The sequence below is a fragment of the Aeromonas sp. genome, assembly GCF_051657805.1.
Lineage (GTDB): Bacteria > Pseudomonadota > Gammaproteobacteria > Enterobacterales > Aeromonadaceae > Aeromonas.
This window is the reverse complement of sequence record NZ_JBOFLJ010000003.1, coordinates 1-12,284: the sequence shown is the minus strand read 5'-3', so window position 1 is coordinate 12,284 and position 12,284 is coordinate 1. Positions and strand designations below refer to the sequence as shown.

Here is a 12,284-nt window from a genome sequence, read left to right as displayed (position 1 = left end):
CCAAGGAGAGAGTGATGGAAGGTCATTGTCTGTGTGGCGGGATCGTCGTCTCGAGCGGCGATCACAAGGAAATAAACCTGTGCCACTGCGCCATGTGCCGGCGCTGGTCCGGTGGGCCCATGTTCGCGGTGCATGGCGGCACCAAGGTCAGCTTCAAGGGGCTCACCCCTGTGGCCTATCGCTCGTCCGAGTGGGCGGAGCGCGGCTTCTGTCCGACCTGTGGCACTCATCTCTTCTATCACCTGCTGCCGACGGACGAATACATCCTCTCCGCCGGCCTGTTCCAGGAGGAGGAGTTTGAACTCGCGAGCCAGATCTTCATCGACGAGAAGCCGGGTTTCTATGAGCTCAAGAACGACACCCCGACCCTGACCGGTCAGCAGGTGTTCGAGCAGTTCGCCCCCAAACCCTGATACGCCGTCGGCCCGTCGCCACGCACGGGATGCAACCGGACTCTGGAGAGAGACATGGATAAAGAACCCAAGGTGAAGGGGCCCGCCTCGTATTTCCCCTCCATCGAGCAGAATTATGGTCAGCCCATCGCTCACTGGTTGGGGCTCTTGGCGTGCCGGGAAGAGCGGAAACACATGGCGTTGGTGACCTGGTTGAAAGAGGAGCACGGCATGGGCCACGGCCATGCCAATGCTCTGGTGGCTCATTTCCTGGCACAGGGTTAGCGGGCCCCGCACAGCCCGGCCGAGCAATGAGGAGAGTCGATGGAACTGGTGGTGATCCGCCACGGGCAGACCCGGGCCAATGCGGAGGGACGCTATCTCGGTGCTCTGGATATGCCGCTCAACGACGAGGGGGGCAGGCAGATGTCCGCGTTGGCGCTGGCGCTGGCGCTTGGACGGGAGGCGCCGTTTGCACGGCTGCTCTCTTCCCCCTTGCTGCGGGCCCGGCAGAGCGCCGAATTGGTTTCCCGTGCGCTGGCACTGCCCGTGCAGGTTATTCCGGCCTTTCGTGAGCGGCACGTGGGGTTGTTCGAGGGGCTGACCCAAGGGGAGGCGAGGGAACGCTACCCCGCGCTGTGGGCGCGCAACATCACCCGGCGCTGGCGCGAGGCGCCCCCCGGCGGTGAGTCCTTGGATGCCGTGATTGCAAGGGTGTCACAGGGATTGACCGAGCTGGCCCATGAACATGAGGGGGAACGGGTCTTGCTGGTGGCCCACGGTGTGGTGGCCAAGGTGATCCGCGCCCTCACCGGCGCGGGCTTTGCCGATTTCTTCGAGTGGCAACTCCATAACGGCGGCAGGCTGGTGGCCAAGCTGGACCCGGCTCGGCCATATTGCCATCGTCCCACGGGGCAGGATTAGCCCCGATTTCAAGCGAGCGCAGAGTGGCGGCAAGCTGGCTGAAGGGGCGCTAGCTTCTAAGGCGAGTGAGGTCACAAAAGGATGAGCAAGATGAAGATAAGCGTCAGCGTCTGGGTGGAACGCCCCCTCGCCACCGTGTGGCAGGGCTGGAATACACCCGCCAGCATCATGGGGTGGAACGCCGCCTCCGAGGATTGGCACACCGACAGCAGCCGGGTGGATCTGCGGGTCGGTGGGCGTTTTTGCCATCATATGGCGGCCAGGGATGGCAGCATAGGCTTCGACTTCGAGGGCACCTTCACCTCAGTGGTGCCACCGACGGGGTTGAATGCCGACCAGAACACGGGTCTGAGCTATGTCATGGACGATGGCCGGGCGGTCAGCGTGCAGTTCAGGGAGGAGGCGGGGGGGACCTGGGTGCACGAGACGTTCGACGCCGAATCCGAGCACAGTGAGGAGATGCAGCGAGCCGGCTGGCAGAGCATACTCGACAACTTCAAACGGTATATGGAAAGCGCGCCCTGAGGCGCGCTTTTTCATTCTGCGGTTCGGTATGCTTACTCTTCCACGTCCAGCAGCACCAGGATGGCGCTGTCGCCCCCCCACTCGCGGGGGGCCTGGTGAAAGGCACGCACATTGGGATGCTGGGCCAGCCAACTCGGAATGCGCTGCTTGAGGACGTGCTTGCCGATGCCGTGCATCACGGAGGCGACGTGGATGTTCTCCTTCTGGCACAGGCTCAGCAGGGCGGCCAGCTCCTGCTTGGCCTGTTGCTGGTTCATGCCGTGCAGATCGAGATAGATCTCCGGTGGATAGCTGCCGCGCTTGAGCTTTTTGAGCTCGAATTTTGAGACGTCGTCACGCACGAAACGGGTCGGGCCATCCTCATCCAGATGGGGCTGGTATTCATCGCTGAAAAAGTGGTCGACCCCAAGCTTTTCGCAGCTCTCACGCAGTTCGCGTTTCTGCTTGACCGGGCGCAAGTCGGCCCTTATGGTATCTTGCTTTATTTTCCGGGTACCTTTGACCGCATCGCGAAACAGCAGGCTTTCCTCGTCTGTGGGTGAGGGCGTTTTTTTCATCAGGTACTCGTCTTGCTCGCTATATAAGAATGCTCGGGCCGGATATTACTCGACTTGGAGGTGGATTTGGACAAGATATTTATCGATGAGGTGGTTGCCGAGATGCACACCATCCAGGACATGTTGCGCTGGGCCATGAGTCGTTTCAACGACGCCGGGATCTTCTACGGACATGGTACCGACAACGCCTGGGATGAGGCCGTGCAACTGGTGCTGCCCGCGTTACATCTGCCGCCGGACGTGGATCCGGGCATGCGCCACTCCCGCCTGACCACCAGCGAGCGCCACCGCATCGCCGAGCTTATCATCCGCCGGGTGCAGGAGCGGGTGCCTGCCGCCTACCTGACCAACAAGGCCTGGTACGCCGGTTGGGAGTTCTACGTGGACGAGCGAGTGCTGATCCCGCGTTCCCCCATCGCCGAGATGGTGGCGAACCGCTTCGCGCCCTTCCTCAAAGAGGAACCGACCCGGATCATGGATCTCTGCACCGGCTCCGGTTGCATCGCCATCATCATGGCTCACGAATTCCCCCACGCAGAAGTGGATGCCATCGACATCAGCGTCGATGCCCTGAACGTGGCCGAACGTAACATCAACGATCACGGCCTCGAGCAGCAGGTGATCCCCATTCGCTCCGATCTGTTCCGGGATCTGCCGGCCGGTGACAAGTACGATCTCATCGTCTCCAACCCGCCCTACGTGGACTCCGAGGACATGTCGGATCTGCCGGACGAGTTCCGCCACGAGCCGGAACTGGCGCTCGCCTCCGGCTCCGATGGCCTGAAACTCACCAAGCGTCTGCTGGCCAACGCCGCCGATTTCCTCAAGGATGACGGCGTGCTGGTGGTCGAGGTGGGCAACAGCATGATCCACCTGGAAGCCCAGTTCCCCGAGGTGCCTTTCACTTGGGTCGAGTTCGAGAACGGCGGCCACGGTGTCTTCGTGATGACCAAGGCAGAGCTCGAGCAATACCAGTCTCATTTCGCGATTTACAAGAGCTAAGCAGCAAGGAGCTTCCATGGCAGGGAACAGTTTTGGCCAACTCTTTCGGGTCACCACCTTCGGCGAGAGCCACGGCCTGGCGCTCGGCGCCGTGGTCGACGGCTGCCCGCCGGGTCTCGAGATAAGCGAAGCGGATCTGCAGGTCGATCTGGACCGCCGCAAGCCCGGCACCTCCCGCTACACCACCCAGCGCCGCGAGGATGACGAGGTGAAGATCCTGGCCGGGGTGTTCGAGGGCAAGACTACCGGTACCTCCATCGGTCTGATGATTGAGAACCAGGATCAGCGCTCCAAGGACTACTCCGACATCAAGGACCTGTTCCGCCCGGGCCACGCCGATTACACCTATCACCAGAAGTACGGTCAGCGTGACTACCGCGGCGGCGGCCGCTCCTCGGCGCGGGAAACCGCCATGCGGGTCGCGGCGGGAGCCATCGCCAAGAAGTACCTCAAACAGATGCATGGCATCGAGATCCAGGGCTTCCTCTCCCAGCTCGGCCCCATCAAGGCCGAGGCGTTCGATGGGGCGCAGATCGAGCAGAACCCCTTCTTCTTCCCGGATGCGGGCAAGCTGGAGGCGCTCGATGAGTACATGCGTGCCCTGAAAAAAGAGGGCAACAGCGTAGGTGCCAAGGTGCAGGTCATCGCCCGCAACGTGCCTGTGGGTCTCGGCGAGCCGGTGTTCGATCGCCTGGATGCGGACATCGCCCACGCCATGATGGGGATCAATGCGGTCAAAGGGGTGGAGATCGGCGACGGTTTCGCCGTGGTGGAGCAGAAGGGCTCCGAGCATCGCGACGAGATGACCCCGACCGGCTTTGCCAGCAACCACGCCGGCGGCATCCTGGGGGGCATCTCCTCGGGGCAGGACATCGTCGTGAGCATGGCGCTCAAGCCCACCTCCAGCATCACTGTGCCGGGCAAGACCATCACCACCAGCGGTGAGGCCACCGAGATGATCACCAAGGGTCGTCACGACCCCTGCGTCGGCATCCGCGCCGTGCCCATCGCCGAAGCCATGCTGGCCCTGGTGTTGATGGATCATCTGCTGCGCCACCGTGCCCAGAACCTGGGCGTGCTCACCCAGACTCCCCAACTGCGCTGATCACCGTGCCGATACTTCGGCTGATCACCACGCTCACCAGAAGGCGGCCCTTGGGCCGCCTTCTTTATTGGTGTTGCATCCGCCAGGGAAGGGGGCTCAGGCCGCCGGCGCCCCGGGGAAGCGGGTGTTGTCGAAGCGGCAGACCGGGGGCGCAAAGGCGGGGGCAGGTGCCGGCAGCTTGGCGATGACGGCATTGATACGGGCGAGCGCTTCATCGCCGAGGGCTGTCTTGGCAAAGATCAGGCTGACCGGTTGGCGATGCAGCAGTAACTGGCACTGGATAAATCCCTCGGCCCCGAGCTGCGTCAGTCTGTGCTGGGCGTGCTGCCACTCCAGGATGGCTCCGTCGAGGCGGCGCGCCAGCAAGAGTTCGATCAGCTTGTCGTCCGAATTGTATTCATGGGCCTGTTTGAGGGCGGGACAGGCCTCGGTGAGCGGGGTGGGGCGGGTGCCGCGCAGCTTGCCGAGCCGCAGGCGCGTCTGCTGGCAGAGATCGGTCAGTTGCTGGATCCCCTGCCAGCGGTCGGGGGCACCCGGCGCCCCCTGATGGCTCAGCAGCACGAAGCTGGCATGACGATAGGGGGCGGAGAAGCGGGCAAACTGGCGCCGCTCCGGGGTATCGAGTGCCCCCATGCCGGCATCCAGCTGACCGCCCTCGAGCAGGTGTAGGGTCCGGGCCCAGGGGAGGTTGCGAAACGCCGGCTCAAGATCCGCTCCGCGCAGGATCTGGCGGGTCAGGGTGATGTCCAGCCCGCCGAGCTCGCCCCTGCCATCGAGCTGGCTGAAGGGGGGCCAGTGGCTCCAGGCTACCGACAGCGCCTCCTTGGCAGCAAGGGGCAGGCTCAGGCCGAGCAGGATCCCGAGGCCGAGGGCGCGCCGGATGGCGGCCGGGGCGTGCATTGTTATCAAGCAGAACCTCCCTGTTCCCTGATAGACGGGGATCCGCCGCCCGAACGCGGAGGGGATCACCAACACTGGCTCGAATGGCCTTAATCATCGCCATGATGCCCAGTCGTCGGCGGCTTTTCCAGCCATGCTAGGAGGGGGGTCACATTTTTCTCGTGTAACTGTGACAACTCCGTTAAACTGCGCCCCTATTCTTTCCCCTTTGCTCTGCTCCCCGGGGAAATCCCGTGTTCTCCATAGGCCCGGATCCTGTGAGATGGCATCGGCTCAGCAGAGGAGCCCCACCACAACGTCCCGGCGCCACTATCCCTAGCAGGTAATTATGAGTTTTACTTCCCTCGGTCTGGCCGAACCCTTGTTGCGTGCCGTTGCCGAGCAAGGCTATGACACTCCTTCTCCCATCCAGCAGCAAGCGATCCCCGCCGTACTGGCCGGCCGTGATCTGATGGCCGCCGCCCAGACCGGGACCGGCAAGACAGCGGGCTTCACCCTGCCCATGCTGCAGCGTTTGACCGAGAGCAAGCGCAAAGTTTCCCCGAACCGCATCCGCGCCCTGGTGCTGACCCCGACTCGCGAGCTGGCGGCCCAGGTCGGCGAGAGCGTGCGCAACTACGGCAAGCACCTGCCGATCCGCAGCCACGTGGTCTTCGGCGGCGTCAGCATCAACCCGCAGATGATGGCCACCCGCCGTGGTCTGGACGTGCTGGTGGCCTGCCCGGGCCGCCTGATGGATCTCTACAACCAGAACGCCGTGAAGTTCGACGAGGTGGAGATCCTGGTGCTGGACGAAGCGGATCGCATGCTCGACATGGGCTTTATCCGCGACATCCGCCGCATCCTGGCCCTGCTGCCGAAGAAGCGTCAGAACCTGCTGTTCTCCGCCACCTTCGCCGACGAGATCCGCGAGCTGGCCACCGGCCTCCTGGACAACCCGGCGGTGATCGAAGTGACCCCGCGCAACAGCACCGCCGAGCGTATCGAGCAGCTGGTGCACCCCTGCGACAAGGCCAACAAGATTGCGCTCTTGAGCCATCTGGTCACCAGCAACGACTGGCAACAGGTGCTGGTGTTCACCCGCACCAAGCACATGGCCAACCGCGTCGCCGAGACCCTCGACAAGAACGGTGTCAGCGCCGCCGCCATCCACGGCAACAAGAGCCAGGGTGCCCGTACCCGCGCCCTGGCTGGCTTCAAGGATGGCAGCGTCAAGGTGCTGGTGGCGACCGACATCGCCGCCCGCGGCCTGGACATCGACAAGTTGCCCCAGGTGGTCAACTTCGAGCTGCCGAACGTGGCGGAAGACTATGTGCACCGTATCGGCCGTACCGGCCGTGCCGGTGCCGCCGGTCACGCCATCTCCCTGGTGGCGGCCGACGAAGGCAAACTCATCAAGGCCATCGAGCGCCTGACCAAGCAGAACATCCCCTGCGAGCAGGTTGCCGGTTTCGAAGCCTCCCGCGAGACGCTGGACAACATCGCCCGCGGTATCGGCGCGCCCCTGCGCAAAGAGCCCCGCGATCCGAGCGAGCAGCGCCGTGCGCCACGCCCGCAAGGTCAGGGCCAGCGTCAGGGTGCCGGTCGCTCCGGCAATGGCGGTGGCAACGCCGGCGGTAACCGCAGCGGCAACGGTGGCAAGCCCCAGGGCGGTGCCCGTCCGGAAGGCGGCGCCGGCAAGCCGGCACAGGCCCGTCGTCCCCGTCGCGCCAGCCACAACCAGTAAGCCGCGCGGGGACTCCCTCACCGCCGATGCGATATATAGAAAAAGCCCTGCCAATCTGGCAGGGCTCTTTTATGTCAAAGAGACGAGATGGCGATCCTGATGCTGTGCTGCTCCATCTACTTTAATCTCGTAATAATTCTATTTAATAGATTATTCGTGGGTTGAATTTGGCATTTTTGTTTTATTGTGCAGATAAATATTCCACTTAAATAGACTATCGCCAGCTGGTATTGCCAGCATAAGGAGAAGCGTCCGACCCCGAGCAGCACCACCGCCAATGCCCTGATAAAGAAATAGATCAGACTCTCGATGGCCCAGGCACCGACTGCGTCCAGTTGCCAGGTCTTGGCCGTGCCCACCATCAGCCAGGCCAGCACCATGGTAAAGGCCAGCACCAGCGCTGCCGGCCGGGTCAAGATACCAAGGATGATCAGCAGGGGCGCCACCACTTCCCCCAGCAGCACGCCATAGGCGATAAATCCCGGCAGCCCCTTCGCCATCAGCATGGCGCTGATGCCATCCACCCCATCGATCAGCTTGTGCAGGCCGTGAAACAGCATCAAGCCCCCGACGGCCAATCGCAATAACAGCTTGCCCATGTCTTCGTGGTGCAACAGGCGATTGATGTTGTTCAGCAGCGTCTCAACCATGTGAATGAATTTCTTTTGATGATGTTTAAAACCAGCCGCCATTGGATAAGCTGACGTCTCAGACCCGTCTGATCGAGCGGCTCTACTCGAGCCCTCAGTCCTTCCAGGCTTCACAAGATTGAGAGAAATCAAGAAAGTATATCTAAATGATAAGTATTCAGTTCCTATGGACTCAACTCGACTGGTTAGGGCAATGGCTGCTTAACGCTTTGTCCTAACGACAAACCGGAAACTGGCGGGCAGTGGCTTATTGGTGATCTTGTCAGCAAGATGGCGCTGGATGGACGCAGTTAAAGACAAACGTATTCTTTATCTCTTGACGAGATCGACATCACAGGAGGGGTGACAAAAGGTGTCGCACCCCATGCTGGCTTCTGTATACTCCGCCCCGTTCAGGTCTTTTCGTGTTCATAAAGAAACCAGTTCGAGTTTCTGGGCACGACAAGGTGGCACTAAAAACAATTAGAAGATTCATCACAATGGGTTGCTACATCTCACGCATGTGCACGGGCGCAGTTGCGTTGTTTTTGCTATTCGCTCAGGGCGTTGCTGCTGGGCCCTTGTCGTCTCCGCTGGATCAAACCGATGTCGAACAGCGCCAACGAGCGTTGCTCGAAGAGGCGGCCCGGCAACGCGATGAAGTCGCACGGCAACAATCTTTACCCGCCCCAGTCGTACCGACTGACACCGATGAGAGTGGCCCCTGCTTCCAGGTGGCCGAGATCCGTCTGGAAGGGAGCACAGTGCTGGATGCCAAGACCAGATCCAGTCTCACCGACTCTTATTTGAATACCTGCATGGGCCTCTCCCATATCAACGGCCTGATCCGTGCCATCAGTCAGTGGTATCTGGCCAAGGGCTATATCACCAGCCGGGCCTTCCTGCCGGAGCAAGATCTGGCGACTGGCGTTCTGACCCTGGGGGTACTGGAGGGGCGCATCGAGGCCATAGTGGTGGATGGTCAACCCGATGCCATGACCCGAACCCTGTTCCCCGGTCTTGTGGGGGAGATCCTCAACCTGAGGGATCTCGAGCAAGGGGTGGATCAGCTCTCCCGTCTGCGTTCTCTCTCCTATCGCCTCGATATTCAACCCGGTCACCAGGCAGGGCTCTCCATCGTCAACCTCAAGGGAGGCCGAGCCTTCCCCGTGCAGGGGAGCCTGGATCTGGACAACAGCGGCCAGCAGAGTACGGGAGAAGAGCAGGGGAGGCTGTCGTTGAGCGCCGATGATCTGCTGTCGTTGGCCGATCAATGGACACTGGGGGCCTCCAGCAGCACGGATGGGCGCGATGCCCATGATGCGGCGACCTGGCAGGCCGGTCTGAGCCTGCCTTACGGCTATTGGTTGCTGGATGCGGGTTATCAGTACAGCGAGTACCGCAACGACGTGCAATCCCGTGGGTTTGTGTTCGAGAGCCGGGGGGATACGCGCACCGTCACCGGCAACCTCACCCGAACCCTCTATCGGGATGGGGAAAGCAAGATATCGGCGGTAGCCGGGATAACCCGTCGTCAGAGCCGCAACCTCATCATGGAGCAGTTGCTGGAGAGCAGCAGCTATGAACTCTCCTCTCTTCGCCTTGGACTCAACCTGGCGACTCGGGTCGACCGCCACTTCTTTACCCTGAGCCCGGCCCTGACCCTGGGTACCGACTGGTTCGGTGCCGACAGCGATCATGGCCGCTCCCCCCTGTTGCCCCAGGCACAGTTTGAAAAATGGGGGCTGTTTGGCAGTTACAGCACGGCGGGAGAGCATCTGGGCTGGTTGTCGACCGGTTCGTTGCAGTGGTCACCGGATGTGCTCTACAGCGTGGAGCGCCTCTCCCTGGGGGGAGAAGCTTCGGTGCGCGGTTTCAAGGAACAGAGTATCAGTGGGGATACCGGTGGCTACCTGCGTAACGAAGTGAGCTGGCAGGGACAGTCACCCGTCTGGCTCGGCCAATGGCGTACCTGGCTGGCTCTGGATATGGGTCGGGTTGATCTAGGAAATCAGCAAGATAGCTGGCGCAGCCTGGTGGGTACCGCCGCCGGTTGGGAGCAACGCTATCAACACTTCACCGCCAACATCAGCATAGGGTTCCCCGTCAGCGCTCCCGGCTGGCTCAATCCCGATCCCTGGGTGCTCTACTACCGCGCCAGCGTCACGTTTTAAGGAATAAGTCGATGACTACCATGACTGCTCGTCAGCCCCAACTCTCCCTGGTGTGCCGCGCCGTAGTGTACCAAATGTGTCTGATGATGGCGCTGCAACCCGCTCACCCCGCCTTTGCCGAAGGGATCGCGGTGGCGACCGGCAATACCACCCTCAACCAGGCGGGGAACGGTGTGCCCATCGTGGATATTTCAACGCCAAATGGCGCCGGGATCTCTCACAACCTCTACACCGATTTCAACGTCGGTCAGGGGGGGGCCATTCTCAACAATGCCACCGGGCAGTTGACCCAGACCCAACTGGGCGGGCTCATCCAGAATAACCCGCATCTGGGGGGGCAGGCCGCCAGCGCCATCATCAATGAAGTCATCGGGGTCAATCCGTCCCAACTGCAAGGTTATCTCGAGGTCGCGGGCCAGCAGGCGGGTGTGGTGGTGGCCAACCCCAATGGCCTGACCTGCGATGGCTGCGGTTTCATCAACACCCCGACCGTGACCCTGTCGACCGGCAAACCTGTGCTGGATGCCCAAGGACAGTTGCAGATGCTGGATGTCAAACGCGGCACCCTGACGGTGGGAGGCAAGGGGCTGGATGCCAGCCGCCAGGCCTCCGTTGATCTGGTCGCGCGCGCCGTACAGCTCAATGGCTCCTTGCACGGTAAAGAGGTCAATGTGATAGCGGGGGCCAATCAGGTCAACCGCCAGACCGGGGAGATCCGGGCCCAGGCTGGGGAAGGTCCGGCACCGGAAGTTGCCATCGATACTGCAGCCCTCGGTGGCATGTACGCAGGGAAGATCCGTCTGGTCTCAACCGAGCAGGGGGTAGGGGTCAATCTGGCCAATGCGGTGGCGAATCAAGGGGATCTGACTCTGGACGCCAGCGGCAAGATCCGACTGAGAGACTCATCTTCCACAGGCGCATTGTGGGTTGAGGGACGTGATGATGTTGCCCTGACCGGCAAGGTGCAGGCCGGCGGCTCGGCCCAGATTGGCGCTTCGGGGACGCTGAGTGCGCAGAATGCCGATATTCAGGCCGCGCAAGACGCTCGTCTTGCGGGTAAGTCGCTGCGGCTCGATCAGAGTAACCTCACCAGTGGTGGAGCCCTGGCACTACAAGCCAATGAGGGATTGACCCTCACGGGGGGCAAGCTGCAAGCCGATGATATCGGCGCCAACGCCCGGAATATGAATACGCATGCCGAGATGACGGCCAAACGGATTGCCCTGGCGGCAGACGAGCTCATTCAAGCGGGGGATCTACAGGGGGACAGTGTCAGTCTCACCGGAAAAAATGTGCGTAACGATGGAAAGGTCAAAGCAGGGCAAACACTGAATGTACAGAGTCAGCACCTTGATAATAAAGGTCTCCTAAAGAGCGGACAGGCGTTGACCGTCACGCTGAGTGACAGCGGTCGCAATGATGGCGTGCTGAGCTCGGCGGGCTCGTTGGAAGTCCGGGCTGGCGATGAGTGGCAGCAAGGCTCACAGGGCAAAAGTGAATCGGGGACCAAGACCACTCTGCAGGCAGGGCGAGCGACCTTGGAGGGTGAGGTTGCCGCTCGACAGCTTGCGGTGAATGCCGAAGCCCTGACCGTCGGCGGCAAGGTGCGGGGAGAAGAGGTCAAGTTGACGGCAGGCAAGCTCCATAACCAGGGAGAAGTGCAGGCCGGTGAGACCCTGAGCTGGCAAGGCCGTGAGCTGGAGAACAGCGGCAGCCTGCAGGGAGACAAGCACCTGGTGCTCAAGGGGGATTCTCTGAGCAACGAGGGTTCCCTGGCCGGTGGGGCCACCCTGGCAATTGAAGCCGGGAAGCTGACCAACGGGGGGCGTATCGCCAGCCAGGATGTGGCGATTTATGCTCATCAACTCAGCAGTACAGGTACTCTGCTCGGGGTATCACGGCTTGCCCTCGACGGGGATGAGTTGGTGCTGACGGGTCAGCAGCTGACCGACGGTGAGCTGCAGCTGGGCAGCCGGTTGTTGCAACTGAGTGGTCAGACGCTGGTGGGAGGCAAGGTCCAGATCACGGCCGAGGAAGGGCAGTTCGATGGGCTGCTCAAGGCCCAGTCGCTGGTGCTGGCCGTGAACCAGGCCAAGAGTGACGGCAAGCTGCACAGTCGGGAAGGGTTGCAGTGGCAGGGTCAGCATCTGACCACGGGTCAACACAGCGAACTGATTGCGAACCAGGGGGCCACGCTGAGCGGTGAAGCGTTGACGCTGGGTGGCACTATCGGTGCCGGCAATGCGTTGAACATTCAGGGTAAAGAGGTCAGCCAGAGCGGCGCTCTGGTCAGCGGTCAGGCCATGACCATCAAGGCTGATAACCTGGCACTGAATGGTGAGACAGAAGC

12 protein-coding genes are annotated in these 12,284 nt (G+C 61.8%); 9 read left to right on the top strand and 3 right to left on the bottom strand.

Going from position 1 to position 12,284, the window contains the following annotated elements:
* Nucleotides 1-14: 14 nt before the first annotated feature.
* From ACRCYW_RS00460 to ACRCYW_RS00445, 4 genes are all read left to right on the top strand, one after another.
* The gene (locus tag ACRCYW_RS00460; RefSeq protein WP_438548239.1) at nt 15-413 is read left to right on the top strand and encodes a GFA family protein; all 399 of its coding nucleotides are present in this window, start codon (nt 15-17) and stop codon (nt 411-413) included.
* 54 nt (nt 414-467) lie between these two features.
* Complete coding sequence (locus ACRCYW_RS00455) at nt 468-677, top strand: DUF4287 domain-containing protein (protein ID WP_438548238.1); 210 nt, start codon at nt 468-470, stop codon at nt 675-677.
* A 39-nt stretch (nt 678-716) separates the two neighbouring features.
* Nucleotides 717-1,316 (top strand): histidine phosphatase family protein, encoded by a 600-nt coding sequence (locus ACRCYW_RS00450; RefSeq protein ID WP_438548237.1) that lies wholly within the window; start codon nt 717-719, stop codon nt 1,314-1,316.
* 90 nt (nt 1,317-1,406) lie between these two features.
* A complete protein-coding gene (locus ACRCYW_RS00445) occupies nt 1,407-1,841 on the top strand; it encodes an SRPBCC domain-containing protein (RefSeq protein ID WP_438548236.1) in 435 nt (144 codons plus the stop codon).
* Nucleotides 1,842-1,873: 32 nt separating this feature from the next.
* Here ACRCYW_RS00445 and smrB read toward each other — a convergent pair whose 3' ends face one another.
* The gene (gene smrB / locus ACRCYW_RS00440; RefSeq protein ID WP_438548235.1) at nt 1,874-2,398 is read right to left on the bottom strand and encodes an endonuclease SmrB; all 525 of its coding nucleotides are present in this window, start codon (nt 2,396-2,398) and stop codon (nt 1,874-1,876) included.
* 66 nt (nt 2,399-2,464) lie between these two features.
* On the opposite strand from smrB, the gene prmB reads away from it, so the two are divergent.
* Complete coding sequence (gene prmB / locus ACRCYW_RS00435) at nt 2,465-3,400, top strand: 50S ribosomal protein L3 N(5)-glutamine methyltransferase (RefSeq protein WP_438548234.1); 936 nt, start codon at nt 2,465-2,467, stop codon at nt 3,398-3,400.
* Between the two features lie 16 nt (nt 3,401-3,416).
* Entirely contained in the window at nt 3,417-4,505 is a 1,089-nt protein-coding gene (aroC, locus tag ACRCYW_RS00430; protein WP_438548233.1) for a chorismate synthase, read from the top strand.
* 96 nt (nt 4,506-4,601) lie between these two features.
* Here aroC and ACRCYW_RS00425 read toward each other — a convergent pair whose 3' ends face one another.
* Entirely contained in the window at nt 4,602-5,405 is an 804-nt protein-coding gene (locus ACRCYW_RS00425; protein ID WP_438548577.1) for a substrate-binding periplasmic protein, read from the bottom strand.
* Nucleotides 5,406-5,733: 328 nt separating this feature from the next.
* Here ACRCYW_RS00425 and ACRCYW_RS00420 point away from each other — a divergent pair, with 328 nt between their 5' ends.
* Nucleotides 5,734-7,131, top strand: a complete 1,398-nt coding sequence (locus tag ACRCYW_RS00420; RefSeq protein WP_438548232.1) for a DEAD/DEAH box helicase — start codon at nt 5,734-5,736, stop codon at nt 7,129-7,131.
* Nucleotides 7,132-7,247: 116 nt separating this feature from the next.
* Here ACRCYW_RS00420 and ACRCYW_RS00415 read toward each other — a convergent pair whose 3' ends face one another.
* Nucleotides 7,248-7,823, bottom strand: a complete 576-nt coding sequence (locus tag ACRCYW_RS00415; protein ID WP_438548231.1) for a DoxX family protein — start codon at nt 7,821-7,823, stop codon at nt 7,248-7,250.
* Nucleotides 7,824-8,341: 518 nt separating this feature from the next.
* Here ACRCYW_RS00415 and ACRCYW_RS00410 point away from each other — a divergent pair.
* Together ACRCYW_RS00410 and ACRCYW_RS00405 are read left to right on the top strand one after the other, a co-directional pair.
* Nucleotides 8,342-9,934, top strand: coding sequence for a ShlB/FhaC/HecB family hemolysin secretion/activation protein (locus ACRCYW_RS00410; RefSeq protein ID WP_438548230.1), 1,593 nt, complete (start codon nt 8,342-8,344; stop codon nt 9,932-9,934).
* 11 nt (nt 9,935-9,945) lie between these two features.
* Nucleotides 9,946-12,284, top strand: a 2,339-nt coding sequence (locus ACRCYW_RS00405; protein ID WP_438548229.1) for a two-partner secretion domain-containing protein, incomplete at its 3' end; no start/stop codon positions are given.